General features: G+C 43.9%; 17 protein-coding genes and 1 pseudogene. 10 read left to right on the forward strand and 8 right to left on the reverse strand.

What is annotated here, in order from left to right:
• Nucleotides 1–43 precede the first annotated feature (43 nt).
• The 3 genes from RTN07_RS08605 to glyA all read left to right on the forward strand — a co-directional run bounded on the left by RTN07_RS08605 (nucleotide 44) and on the right by glyA (nucleotide 3,185).
• A complete protein-coding gene (locus tag RTN07_RS08605) occupies nucleotides 44–1,282 on the forward strand; it encodes a GNAT family N-acetyltransferase (RefSeq protein ID WP_312177417.1) in 1,239 nt (412 codons plus the stop codon).
• Nucleotides 1,282–1,806, forward strand: a complete 525-nt coding sequence (locus RTN07_RS08610) for a chorismate--pyruvate lyase family protein (protein ID WP_312177420.1) — start codon at nucleotides 1,282–1,284, stop codon at nucleotides 1,804–1,806. The genes RTN07_RS08605 and RTN07_RS08610 overlap by 1 nt, the downstream gene beginning before the upstream one ends.
• A 119-nt stretch (nucleotides 1,807–1,925) precedes the next feature.
• Nucleotides 1,926–3,185, forward strand: a complete 1,260-nt coding sequence (gene glyA / locus RTN07_RS08615; RefSeq protein WP_312177422.1) for a serine hydroxymethyltransferase — start codon at nucleotides 1,926–1,928, stop codon at nucleotides 3,183–3,185.
• A gap of 135 nt (nucleotides 3,186–3,320) precedes the next feature.
• Here the strand turns inward: glyA and RTN07_RS08620 are convergent, their stop codons facing one another.
• From RTN07_RS08620 to RTN07_RS08640, 5 genes and pseudogenes are all read right to left on the reverse strand, one after another.
• Complete coding sequence (locus RTN07_RS08620) at nucleotides 3,321–4,250, reverse strand: response regulator (RefSeq protein WP_312177425.1); 930 nt, start codon at nucleotides 4,248–4,250, stop codon at nucleotides 3,321–3,323.
• A 126-nt stretch (nucleotides 4,251–4,376) separates the two neighbouring features.
• Nucleotides 4,377–6,782: a sensor histidine kinase gene (locus RTN07_RS08625; protein ID WP_312177427.1), complete on the reverse strand. Its 2,406-nt coding sequence runs from the start codon at nucleotides 6,780–6,782 to the stop codon at nucleotides 4,377–4,379.
• A gap of 665 nt (nucleotides 6,783–7,447) precedes the next feature.
• A pseudogene (locus tag RTN07_RS08630) lies at nucleotides 7,448–7,542 on the reverse strand (GTP-binding protein); the annotation flags it as partial.
• Nucleotides 7,543–7,658: 116 nt separating this feature from the next.
• Nucleotides 7,659–8,129, reverse strand: coding sequence for a hypothetical protein (locus tag RTN07_RS08635; protein WP_312177430.1), 471 nt, complete (start codon nucleotides 8,127–8,129; stop codon nucleotides 7,659–7,661).
• 338 nt (nucleotides 8,130–8,467) lie between these two features.
• Nucleotides 8,468–9,172, reverse strand: a complete 705-nt coding sequence (locus RTN07_RS08640) for a DUF4230 domain-containing protein (protein ID WP_312177433.1) — start codon at nucleotides 9,170–9,172, stop codon at nucleotides 8,468–8,470.
• A 285-nt stretch (nucleotides 9,173–9,457) separates the two neighbouring features.
• On the opposite strand from RTN07_RS08640, the gene RTN07_RS08645 reads away from it, so the two are divergent.
• Nucleotides 9,458–11,230: a proline--tRNA ligase gene (locus tag RTN07_RS08645; protein WP_312177436.1), complete on the forward strand. Its 1,773-nt coding sequence runs from the start codon at nucleotides 9,458–9,460 to the stop codon at nucleotides 11,228–11,230.
• 151 nt (nucleotides 11,231–11,381) lie between these two features.
• Entirely contained in the window at nucleotides 11,382–13,565 is a 2,184-nt protein-coding gene (locus tag RTN07_RS08650; RefSeq protein ID WP_312177438.1) for a carboxy terminal-processing peptidase, read from the forward strand.
• A 329-nt stretch (nucleotides 13,566–13,894) separates the two neighbouring features.
• Here RTN07_RS08650 and RTN07_RS08655 read toward each other — a convergent pair whose 3' ends face one another.
• The 3 genes from RTN07_RS08655 to RTN07_RS08665 all read right to left on the reverse strand — a co-directional run bounded on the left by RTN07_RS08655 (nucleotide 13,895) and on the right by RTN07_RS08665 (nucleotide 16,315).
• Entirely contained in the window at nucleotides 13,895–14,104 is a 210-nt protein-coding gene (locus RTN07_RS08655) for a CsbD family protein (RefSeq protein ID WP_036593367.1), read from the reverse strand.
• Nucleotides 14,105–14,412: 308 nt separating this feature from the next.
• The gene (locus RTN07_RS08660) at nucleotides 14,413–14,901 is read right to left on the reverse strand and encodes an FKBP-type peptidyl-prolyl cis-trans isomerase (RefSeq protein WP_065254139.1); all 489 of its coding nucleotides are present in this window, start codon (nucleotides 14,899–14,901) and stop codon (nucleotides 14,413–14,415) included.
• A gap of 331 nt (nucleotides 14,902–15,232) precedes the next feature.
• Nucleotides 15,233–16,315 (reverse strand): AI-2E family transporter, encoded by a 1,083-nt coding sequence (locus RTN07_RS08665; protein ID WP_257621714.1) that lies wholly within the window; start codon nucleotides 16,313–16,315, stop codon nucleotides 15,233–15,235.
• Nucleotides 16,316–16,602: 287 nt separating this feature from the next.
• On the opposite strand from RTN07_RS08665, the gene RTN07_RS08670 reads away from it, so the two are divergent.
• The 5 genes from RTN07_RS08670 to RTN07_RS08690 all read left to right on the forward strand — a co-directional run bounded on the left by RTN07_RS08670 (nucleotide 16,603) and on the right by RTN07_RS08690 (nucleotide 22,601).
• Complete coding sequence (locus RTN07_RS08670; protein ID WP_007115798.1) at nucleotides 16,603–18,183, forward strand: peptide chain release factor 3; 1,581 nt, start codon at nucleotides 16,603–16,605, stop codon at nucleotides 18,181–18,183.
• A 241-nt stretch (nucleotides 18,184–18,424) separates the two neighbouring features.
• Entirely contained in the window at nucleotides 18,425–18,679 is a 255-nt protein-coding gene (locus tag RTN07_RS08675; RefSeq protein WP_036593370.1) for a hypothetical protein, read from the forward strand.
• Between the two features lie 491 nt (nucleotides 18,680–19,170).
• On the forward strand, nucleotides 19,171–20,079 hold the full coding sequence (locus tag RTN07_RS08680) for a TatD family hydrolase (RefSeq protein ID WP_312177444.1): 909 nt from the start codon (nucleotides 19,171–19,173) through the stop codon (nucleotides 20,077–20,079).
• 8 nt (nucleotides 20,080–20,087) lie between these two features.
• A complete protein-coding gene (locus tag RTN07_RS08685) occupies nucleotides 20,088–20,888 on the forward strand; it encodes a tRNA threonylcarbamoyladenosine dehydratase (RefSeq protein ID WP_409455556.1) in 801 nt (266 codons plus the stop codon).
• A 45-nt stretch (nucleotides 20,889–20,933) separates the two neighbouring features.
• Nucleotides 20,934–22,601 (forward strand): GAF domain-containing hybrid sensor histidine kinase/response regulator, encoded by a 1,668-nt coding sequence (locus RTN07_RS08690; RefSeq protein WP_312177446.1) that lies wholly within the window; start codon nucleotides 20,934–20,936, stop codon nucleotides 22,599–22,601.
• Nucleotides 22,602–22,781 lie beyond the last annotated feature (180 nt).

A 22,781-nucleotide genomic window follows, 5' to 3' on the forward strand; every position in this document is an offset into this window, starting at 1 on the left:
AAGGTATAATAATCCGTTCATACAACTACAATAATACTGACATATGTCCTATCACTATCAATTTACCAGCGAGTTTGATTGGCGCTCACAGACACAGTGGCAGACGCCTAATACGCCCTTTATGTCCTTTGATTTTTGGCAAGCGCTGATAGATGCAAAGCTGATTGGCGGGCGCAGCGATTGGTGGGTGCAGTATGTGCAGATTGTCGATGACAGTGCTCAACTGATTGCCGTGATGCCTGTGTTTATCAAAAAGCATCACCAAGGCGAATATGTGTTTGATTTTAGCTGGGCAGAAGCCTTTGAGCGCTATGGTAGAAATTATTATCCTAGATTGGTGACAAGCGTGCCCTTTACCCCCGTCACCGGCGAGCGGATTTGGGTGGCACAAGGCAAGTCATTAACCGCGCCACTGTATCAGACCTTACTACAAGCGATTGATGAATTGGCGAGTCGCTATCAAGCATCCACTTGGCACGGACTGTTTTTTTCCCAAAAAAATGTCCAAGCGTTGCACAATATGCCCAATCTTTGCGAGAGGCTAAGCTGTCAGTTTTTATGGCAAAATCGCAACCTACAGGATAAAAAATTCGCAAGTTTTGATGAGTTTTTGGCAACATTAACTGCCAAGAAACGCAAGTCAATTAAGGTGGAACGCCAAAAAGTACTCAAACAAAATTTAAGTTGTCAGGTTAAAATCGGTGACGATATCACCGAGGCGGATTGGGCAGTTTTTTACCAATGCTATGCCATGACCTATCTGGTGAGAGGACGGCAGCCGTATTTGAATTTAGCATTTTTTAAGCAGCTTGGGCAGACGATGGCAGACAAGCTGATGCTCGCTCAAGCGCATAACGCGCACGGTGATATCGTGGCTTGTAGTTTGTTTTTTTTCGATGGCGATGCCGCTATCAGCACGTTATATGGTCGCTATTGGGGCTGCCTAGAAGAATATGATTGTTTACATTTTGAGCTCTGTTATTACCAAGGCATTGAGTTTGCTATCAAGCAAGGCTTGCGCTACTTTGACCCTGGTACCCAAGGGGAGCACAAGTTGATTCGCGGCTTTTATCCGGTGTTGACTCATTCGCTACACCGTGTCTATGACAAGGTGTTTGCCCCTGCCATTGCCCAGTTTTGCCAAGACGAACAGCACGCTATATTGGCGTACCAAGCCGATGCGATGACCGCGTTACCTTTTAATGACACCTATAAAAGCCAATTTTTTGGTGATGTTGCCGCGCGCGGCACAATACCTGATAATGAGTTTTTGAAAAAATAATGATAAATGTTGGTTTAAACCTAAACCTGGCTGGCGCGCATTTGAGTGCGGCACATAAACAGCAGATACCGCCGAAACTCATCCCTTGGCTGACGTCAACAGGGTCGCTTACCGCCAAATTTGAAGCCTTATCTCAGCATAGACTCATCGTACAGCCGACGTTTGAAGGACGGCAAACCTTGTCCCTGAGCGAAAAGCGCCAATTGCAGTTACCGCTTGGTGTGAGCCAATCGGCATGGGTGCGCGAAGCCTTATTATTTGGCAAGCCTAATCAAGAGGCGTGGGTGATGGCGCGGTCCGTATTTCCGTTTGCCAGTCTCATTGGTAATGCGCGAAAACTGGCGAATCTGGGTACAACACCGATTGGCTATCTACTGTTTCGTCGGCATGGCGCCACGATGACAAACCGCTGGATTGATTTGACAGCGCAAGGCTGGCGGCGCACCACCCTTTACCAGTGGCAAGGCAGGCATTTTTTGATTAGTGAGACTTTTTTGCCCGCATTTGAAAATAATCTTGAATAATGCGACAAATTGCGCCAAATGGCTGGATTATTCACTAAAAAAAACCAAACCATGCTAAACTAAGCCATATTTTTCGGTTTTATCCGCCCATTTTTTGACTCACTTAAAAGGAAATTGCCATGTTTAAAAATGTCACTATTCACCAGTTTGACGCTGAACTTGCCCAAGCGATGGACAATGAAGCCAAACGTCAAGAAGACCATATTGAACTGATTGCTTCAGAAAACTACTGTTCACCAGCGGTGATGGAAGCGCAAGGTAGCCAATTGACCAATAAATATGCTGAAGGTTATCCAGGCAAACGTTATTATGGTGGCTGTGAATATGTTGATGTGGTCGAGCAATTGGCGATTGACCGTGCCAAAGAATTGTTTGGCGCAGACTATGCTAACGTACAGCCACACGCCGGTAGCCAAGCCAACAGCGCGGTATTTTTAGCCTTATTAAAAGCGGGTGACACGGTACTTGGCATGAGCCTTGCCGATGGCGGTCACTTGACGCATGGTGCGCATGTAAACTTTTCTGGTATCAACTATAAAGCCGTACAATATGGCTTAAACAAAGAAACAGGCATCATCGACTATGATGAAGTCGAACGCCTAGCCAAAGAACACCAACCCAAAATGATTATCGCGGGTTTTTCTGCTTATAGCCAAGTGGTTGATTGGCAAAAATTCCGTGACATCGCAGACAGCGTTGGCGCATACTTGATGGTCGATATGGCACACGTGGCAGGACTGGTTGCTGCAGGTGTTTATCCAAGCCCTGTGCAAATCGCTGACGTTACTACCACCACCACCCACAAAACCCTACGCGGTCCACGTTCAGGCTTAATCTTAGCAAAAGCCAACCCAGAGATTGAGAAAAAACTCAACTCTGCCGTGTTCCCTGGCAACCAAGGTGGTCCATTGATGCACGCGATTGCAGGTAAAGCGGTGTGTTTTAAAGAAGCGTTAGGCGAAGATTTCAAAGCCTACCAAAAACAAGTGGTTAAAAACGCCAAAGCCATGGCAGATGTCATCATGTCGCGTGGTTATGACATTGTCTCAGGCGGCACAGAAAACCACTTAATGCTGATTAGCTTAATCAAACAAGAAATCACCGGTAAAGAAGCGGATAAATGGTTGGGTGATGCTCACATCACCGTCAACAAAAACGCGGTACCAAATGACCCTAAATCACCGTTTGTGACTTCTGGGGTGCGTATTGGTACGCCCGCAGTCACTACCCGTGGGTTTGGTGAAGCGGAAGTAAGAGAATTGGCTGGCTGGATTTGTGATGTGCTCGATAGCCGCGGTGATGAAAAAGTTATCGGCGAAGTGCGTGAAAAAGTCCAAGCAATTTGCGCCAAACACCCAGTGTACGAGCAAACAGCTTAATCATCGGCTATTAAAAACCGCTCAAAAACCGCCTAAGTCGTGACTCTGGGCGGTTTTTTTATGGCTAACATTTATTGATTCAGACGGCTCAAATGCGACGCTTTGAACCTGTTATCTTACCCACTAGATTTTAAGCTAGGCAAAGCGCGATTTACCAATACCAAAGCGTGATAAGAATTTTTTGACTTTATTACCAAAACTACGCGTTTCAACTTCAGTGACCGCATCAACGACATGTCGCGCTTGTAATTTTGGTTGATTGACTAAGGTTTCGTGATAATCATAAGCGCGCTGAATACTGATTTCGAGTAACAACAAATTACTGGGACGCGGCAGGTAGCGATATACTTGCCCTTTATTGATCAAGTCGATTAAGGTGTGGCTATCGTTGAGTGAGGTGAGTACCAATACCGCTAAATCTGGAAAACTTTGTTTTAACGCATAGATCACGGGTGAAATGTTCTCGCCACCCAAGGACACATCGGTGATGGCCACGCCAAAACGGTCATTTTCAAGTAACTCAATCGCTTTTTCTAATGAATTTGCCCAGTGCGTTTCAAACTGGGTGAATTTTTGCTGCATCTGTAAATATACCATCTCACTGTCATCGATCACCAACACTTTGCGTTTGGCGATGGTTGGCTGAGCGACATGCAGATTTTCTTTGAATACATCTTTGGTTTGCAGCGCGATTTGGGTGGCTTGATTGACGATATTTTTAAGCTCATCCGTCTGCCAAGGTTTGGTGATATAGCGAAAAATCTCCCCTTCGTTGATGGAATCAATTACCGCAGTTAAGTCTGCATAGCCGGTCAATAAGATGCGGATAGTATGGGGTGATATGTCTTTGACCTCTTTTAGTACTTCGACACCCAGTTTTTTTGGCATGCGTTGGTCGCTAATCACCACTTGGACCTCGTTATTTTGCACATAGCTTAGTAGCTCATCGGGCTCGGTGGTGGTAAACACATCATGGGTGGCGCGAAAATGCATTTTTAGGCTGCGTAGAATGCGGTCTTCATCATCGATAAAGGCGATTTTGGGTTTGGTTACAGTCGTTATCATGGTCATGTCACTTAGGTATGTTGACTAAAATCAAGGTTGACTACAATTAAGGTTGACTACAATCAAGCGTGGCTTGTATATGGCTGAGCAGCGTGCCTGTCAGCCATCGGTTATCTAACATTAGCACTAGCTTTCTTCTGCGATTAAAAGCTTGGGTGATTGCTCGCTGCTAATCGCTGTTTTGGGCAATCTAATGGTAAATGTCGTGCCTTCGCCAAGTTGTGATTGCACATGAATATCGCCGTTATGCTGCTGCATGATTTGGGTCGAAATAGCAAGACCCAATCCCGTACCTTCGCCTGCCGCTTTGGTGGTAAAAAATGGTTCAAAAATCTTGGCTTGGGTCTCAGCGCTCATCCCAGTACCGTTGTCCGCCACACTGATATACACGTTAGCGGCATCTTCTGTGCTAGTAATGTGTAATGTAGGGTGCTGAGTTTGCCCCATCGCTTGTGCCGCGTTATTAAATAGGTTTAGCAGCACTTGGTTAATCTGGGATGGGTTACAACTAACCGGTTCGATAGCATTTAACTCAGTTATCACCTCTAAATGCTTGATATTGTTACGGGCAATGACTAGGGAGTTTTTGATACAGTCGTTGATATCGACGGCTTTGATTTTGGCTTGGTCGATGCGAGAAAAATCACGTAAATTGACGACCAATTCTGAGATTTGGCTTACCCCAAATTTGGCATCATCCACCAATCCATGCAAATCATCACTCACCGCATCGGCGACCAATTCATCACTGCAAGCAATGGTTTGTTCAATGGTTTGGTTGATGGTTGCTGTATCAGTCGGCGACGCTTGCATCAGCTGTTTGAGCTGCTGGGTATGGTCAATCAATTCGTCATAACGTACGATATTTTCATCAATCAACTCTAAGTTACTACCCACATAGCCCAATGGCGTGTTCACTTCATGGGCAACACCTGCGACCATTTGACCGATGGTTGCCATTTTCTCTGATTGTACCAACTGCACTTGAGAGGCTTTTAAATCTTTTAACGCTTGGTGTAAGTTTTCGGTACGCTCCACCACTTGCTGCTCTAAGCGTTCATTGACTTTTGCTAATGCGCCTTCGTTCTCGACCACCCGATCAACCAGCTGGTTCATCGAGTCAGTAATCACGCCAATTTCTTGAATGTTTGCCGGTGGCAATTTGTGCTCACGCAGTGACAGATATTTTTTTTGTGCAATCAACTGACCGATTTCACGGACGTTACGAGCGACTTGGTGCAGCGGTACCGCCAAAATACGGTGGAAAATATAACCACTTAATAGCAGTACCGGTAAGAAACCCAATAGCATATACCATTGCAACTGTTTACCTAGCTGATTGGCAAATAACATCAGTTCTTGATTGGGTTTGACGATGACCATTTTCCAATTGGTCATCGGCATGGCAAAAATAAACGCTGTGGAAGGGGTTTTGAGTAATAAATCGTTGTCTAAGCTGACTTTTTCGACAAAATGGGTAGCGTTGAGATTTTCATTTTGCCCGCTTTGGGTCATTAGCATGGCTGAAATGATGCGTGCCTCTGAGGGAGAGATTTTTTGTAGGTTGGTACTACTTACTAGCGTATTGGCGGTAAAATCAAATTTACCACCGTCTATTTTTTGCGCTTGCTTGATGATGTTGTCATTGATGTTGTCTAAGCTTTTGGCAATGGGGGCAAAATCAGGGTTTTTCTTGGCAAAACTATTGACGTCCATCATTTCGCCTTGCGGGTTAGTAGCAGTCACTTGTTTGACTTGGGCTTCATTGGGGAAAGTCAAAAAGTTGTTGTTCATGTCGACCAAAAACACGTAACCGCCTGTTTTGCGTTGCCATTCTTTGACCATCGACTGCATACGACCGAGCAGCACATCAAAACTCACCACCCCTTCAAAGCCATTGTTTTGCGCATTAAAAATCGCCTTGGCACAGGTCATAACGGGCTGTTTGGTCGCCGGGTGAATATAAGCACGGCTCCACACACAGTGGTCATGATTGGCATACACGGCAGGCACATACCACCAGTCACGGTAATAGGGCATGGCAAGCTGTGGTTGGGTTTTTTGGTCGGCTACCCGATTTGCGGTAAGTTTGCTTGGTGCTTGATAGCCAGGATTGATGGCTTGATATTGGCTGGCAGACTGCATGACACCTTGCATATCGCGTTGCCAAACAAACGCGGCTTCATCGACGTTAGGTTTGTACATCAAAGGATCATACCACACACCGCCGCCGACAATGCCTTTATCCATATTTGCCATTAAATTGCCAACACTGGTGTTGATGATATCGGCATTCTTGGGCAAACTGCCGGTCATACGGCTCGCTGTCACTGCCATGCCATCAATTTGACTCACACGCGACAAAATACCATTCACCGCCTCATTGCCAGTTTCAATGATAGTCTGAGAGGTCAGTTTGGCGACGTTAGGCTTGGCTTTTTGGTCAATAATCCAATACACCATCGCCAAAAACACCAAAAAAACCAGCAATAATACGCATAGCAAACGTGTGGTAAGGTTGGAAAAATTCATCATTGTCACTTATCTGTTGGCAAATTGATTGGCTAATTAAATGACCTATTGCATCGCTTAGCCCCAAGTAAAAAAGCTTACAAACTCTAACAGCAGCCGTTAACACAAAATAAAAACGATGGTTTATCTCAATTTCCCAAATTGCGTCATCCTATTGAGAAAATCGATAAACCATCGTCCGTCGGTGACGGTAGTGTAGTCAGGTTATATGACAAAATGATGAATTATACCGATGAAAGGTAATGGGGCAATCCATAGCAATTTTTAAATCACATTTGGCTAAATTATTAAACTTAAGTTGTATAAAAAGTCGGATGAAATGCAGAAAATGTTACGAATTCATTGTGTGATAGGATGGTGTGATAGGATGGACATGAAAAAAGCCCTGAATGCTGTTGAGCGCTTTTCCATGGCTAATAGTTAATGGTGAATGGTTACCGTGTAAACTAACGCTACATTAATGAGATGCTTTATCGTGCTCTGTCAAACGATTAGCTGCTTTATTCATAGCCACTTATGGTATGGATTAATTCGTGCAATCCTTTATTAGATAGCACAATAAATGGCTCACTGGGCTTAATACGGTTTTCCATTTGAAACAACTAATCATTCATATTTGTATCCAAATATTTACTAGCGTAACAGTTTTAAAAATACCCATCGCTTTGCGATAACATCGGCCAAATAAAGCTAAAGCGTTCCTGCCCAGGTGTGCCATATAGACCAATGCGTTAATGCCGCCCTCTAGCGCCAATTCACCGACTGACTAGTTTTGGCAAGTGGGTTAGGGGCATTGGGGTATCACTGGTTATAACAGCTAAAACTTGCGTAAGCTGGGTAACACCAGATGATGGATTGCCAACTCGAGCAGGCGCATTAAAGACTAAGCGCTAGTGTTAATGTATTGTCTGTCGCTGATTGATAAGCGTGAGCGACATCAGCGGTGATTTTAGCGGCAGTAGATGCCTTATTGCTAACAGGTACGCCAGACAAGAACGGCAATTGTGAAAACAACCACTCGCTCAATGGCGCTAAATCTTTGATGGGTAACACCAATAAATCTTGCGATAAATAGCCGTTTTCCGTCTCACTACGAGCGGTATAAATAGTGGCGGTATTGGGTTTGTCACTAATTAACTGTTGAACACTTTCAGCATGACGAAAATCATGATTGACCATGAATAAATCAATTTGCTGATTGTTCGCTGATACCCATTCAAGGTCTGCTTCGAGTCTAAGCAAGAGGCGTAGATAGCCTTTTAGCATCACTTGGTCGCCAGGCTTGATACCAACCAAAGCAATCCGCATCACTTTTTTTAGACGATCTGAGGCAGACGTAACATTCATTGAGTAAACTCTCCAAAAGCTAGCGAATTGATCTTTTACACAACTAAAACGCCATCAAGCATCCCTGCAATAAATTATCGTAAACCTGGGCTAGGGATACGTTAACTGGCTATGATGATTACAATTTTTGATGATGTAGCAAATACATGTCGTCTAAAACTAGCGGACTATCTAGCGGGCTATAAAGTTGAGATTTTAGCAACATTCTTATTATTAAGGTAGGTTACATATCTATTATTTATGCCTTTCATACCAATTCTGACAGCGCACAAAAATAACATAAAACAAAAAAACGCTTTTATCCTTGGATTGGTTTTATTGATAGGCAAACAATCGGTTTAACGACAATTTTTAGCAGGCGCGGTGACTTTCACAGTGACTTGTACATTTGCCAGTGCAAATAGCGATTGCACTTGCTTTTGGGCATTATCGTTGGCAGTTTGTAGAATGCCAGAGCGGCAAGCGGATGTCAGCACTTGGTCTTTGCCAGCCACTTGCGCTTGGTTAAATATTTGTGGGTCGGCTTGCACCATGCCAAATACCCCTGTTTGAATATCATACACTTCAATGTTATCTAAATAACTATCCAAAATCTGCGCAGCGGGCAAGGTGATACTGACATGGCTACCATCTGGGGTCACTTGTACATCAGTGGGTTTTAATTGATTTAAGTCAATGCCCGCGGTCACCCGTCCATGAGCGACAAACAGCCCCTTTTGTTGATCTTGCCACAGGGCGTACCAATTGCCTTCTTTTTGGCTGGTGATAACGGTATCGACATTATAGGCCACGGTTTGTAGTCGATTAAGACTTTGAATCTTAGTGACCACCCCTTCACGGGTTAATACCTCAACTTTTTTAGGCGTATTTGTTTGTTGCCACTGCAAAAATAGCCAACCTGCCACCGCAATCACCGCCAGTAAAAATAAACTCACCCAAAAAGAAACCGGCTTTTTGTTGCCCGGTGCAGGTGGATGTGGCAAGTTTGTAGTCGGTTTTGTCTCAGGTGATGGCGTGGAAGATGAAGTGGGGAGTTGGGTCATGTATCCATTCCTAATCTTTTATTTAATAGTGGATGCTATTTTGTATGGTTATGACTCGCCATAATTTCAATGTAGCTAGTTTAAATAGCCAATGGGTATGACCAAATTGTCATAATTATTGTCCTAATTTATAAAAATGCTAAGACCAAAAATACTGCATCGATTTGGCAAAAATTAAAAAAACTATTGCACCACCCAGTGGCATAAAATAAGATAATCGGTTTACCAAATAGTCTATCCATTCTCGTTTTTTTCTTATTTCAAGCCGTACAAACAAGGTGTGCCATGCGAGCCAGTCAATTTACTTTTGCAACGTTAAAAGAAACCCCAAGTGATGCCGATATCATCTCCAGCCAATTAATGCTCCGTGCAGGGATGATTCGTAAATCTGCGTCGGGTCTCTACACGTGGCTACCGATGGGTCTAAAAACCTTACAAAAAGTCAAAAAAATCATCCGTGAAGAGATGGATGCCATCAACTGCCAAGAGCTGCTCATGCCTGTGGTGCAATCTGCCGAGCTTTGGCAAGAATCCGGTCGTTGGGAAGCCTATGGTCCTGAACTGCTGCGGTTTAAAGACCGTCACCAACGCGACTTTGTGTTAGGTCCAACGCATGAAGAAGTGATAACCGACATCGCGCGTAACTTGCTAAAAAGCTATAAACAGCTCCCTGTGAGCTACTATCAAGTACAAACCAAATTTCGTGACGAAATTCGCCCACGCTTTGGGGTGATGCGTTCACGTGAATTTATCATGAAAGATGCCTATTCGTTTCATATCGACCAGCCCTCACTACAGCGCACCTATGATGATATGTACCGCGCTTATCATAATATCTTTACCCGTCTTGGGTTAGACTTTCGTGCGGTGCAAGCCGATACTGGCTCGATTGGTGGATTTGCGTCGCATGAGTTTCAAGTCCTCGCTGGCAGTGGTGAAGACGATATCGTATTTTCAGATAGCTCAGATTATGCGGCCAATATCGAGCTTGCTGAAGCGGTGGCGGTCGGTGAACGTGCTACCCCAACGCAGGACAAAGCCGATGTCAGCACGCCCAATATGCCAACTTGTGAGCAAGTGGCTCAGCATTTAGGCTTGCCATTGTCACAGACGGTCAAAACTTTAATCGTCGAAGGCGAACCTACCGCAGAAGGTAAAAGCACCTTAGTCGCGTTAGTGTTACGGGGCGATCATACCCTAAATGAAATCAAAGCCGAAAAATTGGCGCAAGTCAAAGCCCCACTCACCATGGCGAGCGAAGAGGCGATGCAAGCGGCGGGCCTGCACAAAGGTTATATCGGGGTGTTTGATTTGAACATGCCAGTGATTGTAGATCGTGCTGCTGCGGTGCTATCAGATTTTGTTAGCGGTGCTAACAAGCCAGATTTTCATACCACGGGCGTCAACTGGGAGCGCGATGCGTCCATCACCGAAATTGCCGATATTCGCAACGTAGTAGAAGGCGACCCAAGCCCAGATGGACAAGGTATTTTACAAATCCGCCGCGGTATCGAAGTTGGTCATATATTCCAATTGGGTGACAAGTACGCCAAAGCGTTAAACTGTGCGGTGATGGGCGAGCAGGGCAAACCTGTCATTACTATGATGGGCTGTTATGGTATCGGCGTGACCCGTATCGTCGCCGCCGCCATTGAACAAAACCACGATGACAATGGTATCATTTGGAAAACCAGTAGCACAGGTGAGAGCCTTGCGCCATTCACTGTGGCGATTGTACCGATGATTAAAGGCAAAATGAAAGATGCTCTAGACCCAGCGAAAGGGGACAAAGCAATGCAGCTTGCCGAAGCGCTTTACACTGAGCTAAAAGCCCAAGGTGTTGATGTGCTACTTGATGACCGAGACGAGCGTGCGGGGGTAAAATTCGCCGATTTAGAGCTCGTTGGCATTCCCCATCGTATCGTTATCTCAGAGAAAAATATCAGTGAAACAGGCGAGGTGAAATACGAATATGTCAATCGCCAAGACGGTGAAAAACAATTACTCACTGCCGAGGAATTAACCCAACTGTTTAAAGACAATCAATTGATTGGCTAATACAATAAGTTACCGCTACAAACGGTGAGGTTTGATAGATGATTTGAGTCGAATATTTACACGTTTTGTATGGTATGGAAAAACTGACAGTGCTAAGATGGGCTGTCAGTTTTTTCTGTTTATCGCTTCATTAAATAGAGTAAGGAAAGTCATGCAATACAAACAACTTACCGCCAGTGTATTTGCCCTGTTGATGGGTGGGGCGATACTGGGACAAAGTTACCAAACCGCAATTGCAGCATCGACGAGCGTCGGACAGATTAATAACGAGCAGCGGCAGGTGACACGGCAAGTCGCAGCGTTGTTGGATCGTAGCCATTATCTAGATAAAAAAATGGACGCGGCAACGGGCAGGCAAATTTTAGGCGACTATTTTGATGCGCTTGACCCCAATCATAGCGTGTTTTTGCAGTCCGATATTGATGAATTTACCCAAAAATATGGCAATAGTTTTGCCGATTATCTCAAACGCGGTGATTTAAAACCAGGTTTTGAAATCTATCAGCGCTTTATTGAGCGCTCAAAAGCGTATTATAGCTTTGCCGACAGCTTTTTAAAATCCCCTGTGAGCTTACAGAGTAACGAAACGGTCATTATGAACCGTGAAAAATTGCCACGGTTTAAAACCGTTGCCGAGCAACGCGATTTTTGGCGCAAACAGCTGACCTACCAGCTAATTGGCATGACCATCAATCAAGATGAAGACAAAAACAAAGACAAGTTTTTGCAAGAAAATGCCGATAAATACAACGCCAGTGATTTAGTCAAAAACGAAACGCGCTCCCCAAGTCAAGTGCTAGACCAGCGTTTAAAGCGCCAATATGCGCAGCTACAGCGTATCGATAGCGACCAAATCGTTGAAACCCTGTTAAATGCAGCGATGGCAGCCTATGACCCGCACAGTAATTATTTTGCCCCCGTGCAAGCCAATGAGATGCAAATCCAATCGACCCTTGAATTGGTCGGTATCGGCGTCTCAATTCAGCCCGATCGCAAGAATCCCGACTACACCCGTATCATCAGCCTAGTTGATGGCGGGCCTGCCGCTCGTTCGGGTCAAATCAAACCCAATGATTTAATCATCGGCGTATCGACTGAAGATAAAGGCATGGTCGATACCGTCGGTTATTCGACACGTGAAGTGGTTAACCTCATTCGCGGTAAAAAAGGTTCATCCGTCACCGTGCGCGTCAAAGCGCCTAATACCCCAGACAGTAGCGCGCGTAATGTCACCCTCATACGTGATGTGATTCAGCAAGAAGAATCGGGCGTCAATCATCGGGTAATTAGTGTCAAAGATAAAAACGGACAAGCCAAAAAAATCGGTGTGCTAGAAATCCCAAGTTTTTATCTCAACTATAAAGCCCGCCGTGCGGGAGAAGACTATCGTAGTGTCAGCATTGATACGGAAAACGCGTTAAAAGCCTTGAACCAGCAAAATATTGATGGCTTGGTGGTAGACCTGCGTGATGACCCCGGTGGCTCACTCGATGAAGTTGCCAAAATGATTGGCTTGTTCGTCAAGTCAGGTCCGCTGGTACAGATTCGTGATAATCGCGGCAATATCCAAGTGTATGAAGACGAAGACAAAGGTAAGCAGCTGTATACAGGCCCCATGACGGTACTCATTAACCAAGGCTCGGCGTCAGCCAGCGAGATTTTTGCCGCAGCGATTCAAGATTATGGTCGCGGTCTGATTGTCGGTAGCACGAGCACAGGTAAAGGCTCAGCGCAAATTCAGCTTGATAATCTTGCCTTAGGGTCAGCAACCTTAACCCAGCGCAAGTTCTACCGTATCACTGGCGGCAGTACCCAAAATAAAGGCGTTGTACCCGATGTGCGCTTAGTCAATATCTATGAAGGTATGGAATTTGGTGAACGCAGCATGAAAAACCCACTGGCGTGGGATACCATTCGTGCCGCGCCGTACCAACCTGCGGGCAACTATTCCCGTGAGACCTTGCAATCGCTCAATGCCTTGTCACAGCAGCGTCAAGCAGCCAATGCCCAGTTTGCTTATCTAAGCCAACTCAACAGAATCCGTAATGAGGAAGATGATAAGAAACCTGTCAAATTAGACATCAATGACCGCCGTACTTTCCGCAAAAACATTGAGGCAAAAACCTTAGCGGCAGAAAATGCGAGACGCCAAGCCAATGGGGAGAGCCCCTATAGCACGTGGACAGCGTACCAAGCTGCGCAAGATGCAGCGTTAGAAGTCCGTAGCCGTCTAAAACAAGCCGAACGTCCAAAGCTGCCAGAAAGTGAAGCGTTTGTGATTGAAGCGGCTAATGTGATGCTTGATGCACAGACAGCGAACAACCAGCGCCCCTAATAGCAAAAATGCGTGTAAGCAAAAGCTTATATGCATTGACGTTTGTACGACTGTTACCGAATGGTAAATTTTGTAATAATATATTCAACGGCACAGGGATGGTTCTCAAGGATTGAGATAGGGACAGAATTGCCAATAAAGGAATGGTTTATCGTAGTATTAAGGAATGATGCTTGATAAACACGTGGAGTGAGACTTAGGATGAGTCAAGAAATTCACTACCAGTTAGTAAGGACCTTAAGGATGAGGTCAGTGATGCTAGGATAGCAGGTAAAAAAGCCATATCAGAGGATATGGCTTTTTTACTTTGGAGGAGGGGTTAATCTATTCTAGAAACGATAGTTATGACGAGTTGACCAGTCGTCGATTTCTTTTTCTACCACATCTTCAGCGCGGCCATAACGCTCTTGGATTTTACCTGATAGCTTTTGGCGATTCCCTTCCAATTGGGTAATTTCATCATCAGTTAAGTCACCCCAAGTTTCTTTTACAGCGCCTTTAACTTGTTCCCATTGACCTTTAATTGTATTCTCGTTCATGAGTAGTATCCTTTTTTGTAATTAGTTCAGTACTAGATAAATGACTAAAAGTATATACCCAATCATCCGTCTTTATTGTTGCTTGGATTGTTCGTTGGGTACAAAACTATTATGCCAAAATTTGGCGCAAAGTGTGTGGTAAAAACTATAGTAAAGCATCAAAAAACGTAACTAAATCAATGATTTTGTAAATAATATCAAGCGTTTCTTACACCCCGTAAAAGTATTTCATAGGGTAAAATTTTGCCCAAAAAAAGAAGGCTATAATCATAGCCTTCCATTTAATCTCTCTAAACTTTAATAATGACTTAGTGGTGATGACCGCCTGCACCATGTACGTGACCATGTTGCAACTCTTCATCTGATGCATCACGAATGCTTGCCACTTCTACATCAAAATGAAGTTTTTTGCCCGCTAAAGGATGGTTTGCATCAACAATCACTTTGTCCTCTTGCACGTCTTTCACAGTGACTAACATCACATGACCGTCTTCAGTTTGTGATTGGAACTGCATACCTGGTTGGATATCTTCGACGCCTTGGAAGTTTTCGCGTGGAACTTCTTGTACTGCCGCATCATCGAATTCGCCATAAGCATCTGCAGGTTCAATGCTTGCAGTAAATTTGTCACCCACTGATTTGCCCGCCAATTGTGACTCAAGACCTGGAATAATGTTTTGGTAGCCATGTAAATACGCTAAAGGTTGACCTTCCGGTGATTGGTCAATGACGTTACCTTCGTCGTCTTTTAAGGTGTAATGAAAATGTACAACGTTGTTATTATTGATAGTAGACATCGCTAAAATTCCTTATGAATCAATGAATGGATTGGCAAATCGCTTTTTTGGCACAATAAATTAAAAATTGCTAGGATTTTTCACTATAATTACCGTGGAAATCTTTCAAATTTTGGTTAAACCTCAAAATACGCCAAAAAATGTTAGTGTAAATTGTAAAATCAATCATTAAAATTTTGGCAGTTATAGATTTTAAAACACATTTTTAATTATTCAACCATACAACACTGTAACAATAAAGCCGTGTTCTGTTATTAATGGCGATAAGATTTAAAAATTCAATTTATCGGGCAAATTATTTATTAATGAGTCCTGTAGCCAGTAGGGGGTTTTATATAACCCAGCCCCTATCTGCCAAAATGCGTTTGATTTGGGCGTAAATAATCGGCGCAGCTAACAAGCCTGCCAGTCCAAAGGTGGCTTCTAATACCAACATAAATAGCAAAAGCTCCCAGGCGGTCGATCGGATTTTGCTACCAATAATCTGCGCATTTAAAAAATACTCAAGTTTGTGAATGGTCACTAGCCACAGTAATGATGAAATACTAACGATGAGTCCATGGGTCAGACTGAGTGACACAATAATGGTATTTGAGATTAAATTCCCAATCACAGGCAGCAAACCTGCGATAAAAGTAATAAGCACCACAGTCCATGCCATGGGCAGGGGATGACCTACCAAAGGTAAAATACCCAATAAATAAATAGCGGTGAGAATCGTGTTAATTGATGAGATTTTGACTTGGGCAAAAAATACATCGGTAAAACCTGCCATCAGCTCATCAAATTTTTGACGAAAGTGACGCGTTAGGGGTTTAGTATGTAAATGCGCATGGGCAGGGACTTGTATGGCAATAATGCCACCAATCACCGCACCAATGATGGCATAGCCAAACCCTTTGAGCGTGTGAATACCTGCAACCTGCAACTGTGGCGCATAGTCTTTGATGGTTTGGGCAAAAATACGTTTGATGGAACTGACCGATTCAGGCAAATGCTGTGACACAGAATCGGGCAATAAACGATGCAGTTGGTCAATCACCAGCATAACCTGAGCAAGCAGGCTGTTAAATCGCTCGACGCTGGCTTTTTCTGCCACCCAATCACCAAACAAATAAATACCGATACTGGTGAGTAATACCAACAAGAAGATAGCAATCCCTTCGGCGCGTTGGTCTAGCTTGATACGTTCTGAAAATTGCGGCTTGGGTGCCACCACATGACGCCGTATCCAATTGGCGATGCCGCGTGTCAGCGCATAGACAATCAGCCCCGAGAACATCACCATGCCAAGCTTTAAAACCAGTACAGGCAGCCAAACAATAATCACACTACTGATGGCAAAAAAGAAGGTTTTTAAATCAGGTAAATTTGACCGAGAGGTTGGCATCGTCGGTACAACAGAATCCGTCATTACAGGCTCGATAAGTTGAGGTGAGCTAGGTCGTAAGGGTTTTGTTGAAGCTGATTCAAGGGTCATAGCGGATATCATAAGTCGGTAAAAAAAGATGAGATAAAACTAACACAATTTTAGTGATTAAAGTATTAGATTTATGACAAAATTTTGTCAAAATCGCGCGCGTGATGCGCAATAATCACCCATGAAAATCGCAATCAAACGTAAAATCGGCTACAATAAGCCATCTTTTTTATTCTTTCTTTTATCGGTTATCAAGCCTCGCTACTTTTAAGTCAAACACTATGTCACTACATTCTGAAATCGCCAAACGCCGCACTTTTGCTATTATCTCGCACCCCGATGCCGGTAAAACCACCATGACCGAAAAATTACTGCTGTGGGGGCAAGCAATTCAGCGCGCAGGTGAAGTTAAATCACGCAAAACCGACAAACACGCGACATCTGACTGGATGAGCATGGAGCAAGAGCGTGGTATCTCGATTACCACCTCGGTGATGCAGTTTCCCTATGCTGACAACATGGTCAATCTGCTAGATACCCCAGGTCACGCCGACTTTTCAGAAGATACCTATCGTACCTTAACTGCAGTGGATAGTGCACTGATGGTGATTGATGGGGCAAAAGGGGTTGAAGAGCGAACCATCAAACTGATGGAAGTATGTCGGATGCGTGACACGCCGATTATCTCATTTGTCAACAAGCTTGACCGCGAAATCCGTGACCCGCTATCACTGCTTGATGAAATTGAAAACGTCCTAAAAATCCAATGTGTGCCGATGACGTGGCCGATTGGTACGGGTCAACATTTTGTGGGGGTGTACAACATCAGCGAGGATAAAACCTACTTTTATCAAAAAGGTCATGGTACTGAGATTGTCGAGATTGAGAGCCGTGACGGCTATGACTATCCCGATGTCCGCGAGAGAATCGGTGAAATTGCCTTCCGTGAATTTGAAGAAAGCCTAGAGCTTGCAAAAATGGCACATGAAGATTGGGATGTCGATGAATTTTTGACCGGTAAACAAACGCCTGTGTTGTTTGGGACTGCGTTGGGTAACTTTGGCATTAACATGGTGCTTGATGTACTGACCCAATACGCCCCAGCCCCTAAAGACCATGACACTGTCGAACGCACCGTCAAAGCCGATGAAGAAAAATTCTCCGGCTTTGTCTTTAAAATCCAAGCCAACATGGACCCAAAACACCGTGACCGTATTGCCTTTATGCGGGTGTGTTCAGGCAAGTACGAAAAAGGCATGAAAATGAAACATGTGCGCTTGGGTAAAGAAGTACGCATTTCAGATGCCTTGACCTTTTTGGCAGGTGACCGCGAAGCGCTAGAAGAAGCGTATTCGGGCGATATCATCGGCTTACATAATCACGGCACCATCCAAATTGGCGATAGCTTTACCGAAGGTGAAACTTTAAACTTCACAGGCATTCCCCACTTTGCGCCAGAATTGTTTCGCCGTGTGGTACTCAAAGACCCACTGAAATCCAAACAACTGCAAAAAGGTCTACAGCAGCTATCAGAAGAAGGCGCCACCCAAGTATTTATGCCGCAAATCAACAATGATTTGATTTTGGGCGCGGTAGGGGTACTACAGTTTGAAGTGGTGGCGCATCGCCTGCTTGAAGAATATAAAGTGCAATGTACCTTTGAGCCTGTATCGATTGCGACGGTGCGCTGGGTACACTGTGATGACAAAGTGGCGTTTGAGAAGTTTAAGAAAAAAGCCCACGACCAGTTATCTGTTGATGGCGGTGGTTATTTGACATATCTTGCCCCAAGCCGGGTTAATCTTAAATTGATGGAAGAACGTTATCCAGAAATTACCTTTAGCGCCACCCGTGAGCATTGATACATTGATACATTGAGACATTCATCGTGATAACAGCAGCAAAGCCGACAAACCCTGTCAGTTTTTTTTCAACCTTAAAAGGATTTTACCCAATTTACCAAACGATAACCTAATGATGGCAAACAATAAATATTGGTAACCTAATTACTTTAGTAAACCGCTTAAATTTTGGCTACAATAAACCCATTAGCGATAACTATTAATTTAAAATTTTAACAACTACAACAAAAGTGAGGATACTATGCAATTTCCTAATGGTGTAAACAAATCAAACCTTATTAAACTTGGCGTACTTGGTGCCGCTTACTATATGTTAAAAGGTCGTAATAAAACCCAACCAACCATTGAAAATAAGACTAGAAACCAAGCAAATAACCCTGTACCTGCAGATAATGACAATCGCGCTGCAGATTCAACTGCCACTAAGCCTACTAAAACTACCGCATTTACTATGGGTAAAGAGCTAGCTGCTAAAGTATTAGGTAAAAAATTCTAATAGTTATCGAATACTTATCAAATTACGTTATTATATAACAGCTATTTACCATAACGGCATTTGAAAACAGCCCATTAGTCCACCATTAAACCGGTATCGACTGATGGGTTTTTTTATGGCAATACTGTTAAAAACTAAAGTTTAAAAACTTAAGTTTACAAAATAAGGCAAGATATGAGCATATCGAGGGTGATTAAACTAGGGATTGCTGCGACAGCTTTATTGTTGATACCTAGACGCAGTAGTCCAAGGGCTGATAAAGTAGCCGATTGCCATAGAAGTCTATCCGCTACAAATACAGTTAAGCAGCCTATCAATAAAAATATTAAGCAGGATAACCATAACCAAAACAATGGCTAAAATTTTTATATTGTGGGCAGATAACACATAAAGGATACATAGATGACGTTCATGGGCTGCACCGCAATTGACCGTGCCTTACAGCCAGCTAAACGGCATTGTCAAACCACAGTATTTAAAATGATATGACTATGATAAATGAGACGGCTTGCTCGTTTGATTTGCCATTAATTGATACGCATACCCATTTTGATGTGGATAGCTTCGATCATGACCGCGAAATGCAATCACAATTGGCATGGCATAATGGCGTTCATCATCTGGTTTTGATCGGTTTTTTAGCAAAGTATTTTGCACAAATGGTGGCGTGTCAACGGCAAATGCAAGGCTATTGGCAGCAAGGCAAAGCCACACCTTCGGCGCATTTAGCCTTTGGGTTGCATCCTTTTTATATTACGGAGCATAAAGACAGCGATTTGCAGCAGCTAGAGCAGTTTATTCAGCAATATTCACCCATTGCGATTGGCGAAATCGGGCTTGATACTTTTACTGAGCCGATGAAAACTGCGGAAAATTACGCTAGGCAGCAAGAGTTTTTTGGTCAACAACTTGAATTGGCAAAACACTACCAACTACCTGCGCTGCTACATATTCGCCGCGCACATGGCGATGTGATTAAGATGTTAAAAGCACAAAAATTCACCCAGGGCGGGATTGCACATAGCTTTAGTGGCGGTATCCAAGAAGCCAAAGCGCTGGTCAATTTGGGCTTTAAAATCGGCATCACCGGGCAAGTGACTAATCCGAATGCCAAAAAACTGCGTCATACCCTTACAGAACTTGTCAAAACCGTCGGACTTGACGCTATTGTGATTGAGACGGACTGCCCAGACTTTACGCCGATACCCTGTCATGTGACGCACGGTAGGCGCAATGTACCTGCCAATCTGCCGTACGTGTTGACAGCGTTATCAGACTTATTAAAAAAAGATCAATCACGGCTCGCCAAGCAACTGTGGCAAAATAGCTGCGCTGCGCTACAAGTCACATGGGAGTATCCTATCCCAAACAAATTGAATATAAAACCTGACCAAGATTAAGATAAACCATGACAATGACAGCCGAAATGACGCCTGATATGACATTAACTGACGCGCAATACCAACGCCGTTTTGCAGGCACCCAAAAACTGTATGGTGCTGCGCAATTTAGTAAGTTTGAGAATCTGCATGCGTATGTGGTTGGCGTGGGTGGGGTGGGCTCGTGGGCAGCTGAGGGACTGGCTCGTACAGGTGTGGGCGAGATGACATTAATTGACATGGATGTGCTAGTAGCCTCCAATGTCAATCGACAATTACCCGCTACCGATAGCAATTTTGGTAAAAGCAAAATTGAAGCCATGGCAGCGCGTATCAAAGAAATCAATCCCCATATCAAATTACATTTGATTGACGATTTTTTGAGCCAAGATAACGTAGCGTTATTAATACCTAATCGTGCCTTGCAATCACAGCTTAAACAGTCAGGTAAACAGCTTGTGGTGTTAGACTGTGTTGATGATATGAATGCCAAGCTTGCGCTTGCGCTGCATTGCCGATTCAATAAATTAAAGTTAATTATGGCGGGCGGGGCAGGTGGCAAGACGGACCCGACCCAAATTCAGGTGGCAGATCTTAAGGATACTTACCAAGATCCGCTACTGGCTAAAGTCAGACAGCGACTTCGTCAAGATTATGGTATCAATCGCGCGATGAAAGAAAAATTCGGCATTCGTTGTGTTTTTTCATCACAGCCACCGATTGTTGATAAGTCTTGTCAAGCAGGTGGTTTGCATTGTGGCGGCTATGGATCGGCCGTTGCAGTGACCTCAGTTGTGGGGATGATTTTAGTTGCTGAAGCGTTAAAATAACCTCAGCGTTTAATTTTTATCACGTAGCAGGACGGTATTAACGAGATGATATCATATCCTATAGCAAGCAATGAAAAACAGCGTCTAGCGGTATTGGATCAGTACCATATCATCAAGACGAACAAAGAAGCCGAATTTGAGCGTATTAGTGCTTTGGCTAAGGCGTTTTTTGGTACTAAGATTGTCGCTATTACTTTTTTGGATGCTGATATCCAGTTCTTTAAGTCAAGAATTGGTTTAAAAGAACATTCAACCAGCCGTGATGTTGCTTTTTGCAATTACACCATTACACAAAATGACACCTTTGTCACCCTTGATACTCACCAAGATACGCGATTTAAAAACAATCCTTTGGTCACCGGTTACCCTTATATTCGGTTTTATGCTGGCGCACCCATCGTAGTGCACGACAGTCAAGGTAGGGAATTTGCTTTGGGCGCGCTGTGTGTGATTGACGACCAGCCGCATCAAGATTTTGATGCCAATCAACAACGCGTGCTAGCAGATTTGGCGGCGATGGTGAGTGATACCTTAAAATTACGTCAGCAGCGTTACCAAGCTGAGCGTGCTGATGAGGTAAAGACCGCATTCTTGGCTAATATGAGCCATGAAATTCGCACGCCGATGAATGGTATCATGGGTATGCTTGAATTGCTTGAGCAGACACCGCTTGATACGCAGCAGCAACACTATATCAAATCGATTAAAACATCCAATGAGCATCTGCTTACCATCGTCAACGACATTTTGGATTTATCCAAAGTAGAATCAGGTAAGATACGTTTTGAGAGTATCCCCGTTGATTTAGCACAGCTATGCCAAGACGTGTATCAATGCTTTTTAGCCACTGCAAAAGACAACAGCGTGGAACTAACCTTCGATTACCCTGACAGCTTGCCCAAATATGTCAACACCGATCCGGTGCGCCTGCGACAGATTTTAATCAATCTAGTCAATAACGCCATCAAATTTACCCCAAAGCAGGGTAAAGTGACCATTCAAGCTATGAATGGCGGTGATAAGCACCAAATCAAATTCAATGTGATTGATACGGGCGTTGGCATCAAACCTGAGTCGTTGGCGGTGATTTTTGATGCGTATAATCAAGCTGATAAGTTTACCCATCGTTTATATGGGGGTACAGGGCTCGGGCTATCTGTGTGCAAAGCGTTGGCAGAAGGGATGGGCGGCACGATTAAGGTAACCAGTGAAAAAAACAAAGGCTCAACCTTTACCCTATCTCTACCAATGATAGCAACCGATGAAATCAGCTATCAGCAGTGGCACCAAAGTCATGATGAAACCACAATACAACCGCTAGAACGTCTGCCTGCCCATGTTCTGCTAGCAGAAGACAATGAGCTAAATGCCATGGTCGCGGTCAAAAGCCTAAAAAAATATGGCTATGAAGTCACCCGAGCCAAAGATGGGTTAGAGGCCGTCAATTTTTATAAGGCTGACCCTAGCAAATATCACATCATTTTGATGGACCATCAAATGCCCATCATGGATGGGGTGGAAGCCACCAAAATACTCAAACAGTCGTTCAATCAGTTGCCGCCTATCATTGCAGTGACGGCACACGCCATGCATGGGGACAAAGAAGTATATCTTAATGCGGGCATGCAAGATTACTGTACCAAGCCCTATAAGCCTGAAGCGCTTGATGTGATGATTCAGCGCTGGCTGCATCATGTCGCCAACACGGTTTAAGAGATATTAATCACAAAATTTGCTTGCATTTGCGCAAACAATTGCTTACGGTAAAACCCTACCACAGTTTGTGGTAGGGTTTTCTTTTTGTTGAAGTATTTTGCTTGGTCACGGCTAAAAATGGCTTTGGTGACAGTGTTTTATAGAATTAAGAGCTAAAAAAACGCCTATGGGAAATTT

The sequence above is a fragment of the Moraxella sp. CTOTU46934 genome, assembly GCF_031979465.1.
Classification (GTDB): domain Bacteria; phylum Pseudomonadota; class Gammaproteobacteria; order Pseudomonadales; family Moraxellaceae; genus Faucicola; species Faucicola tetraodonis.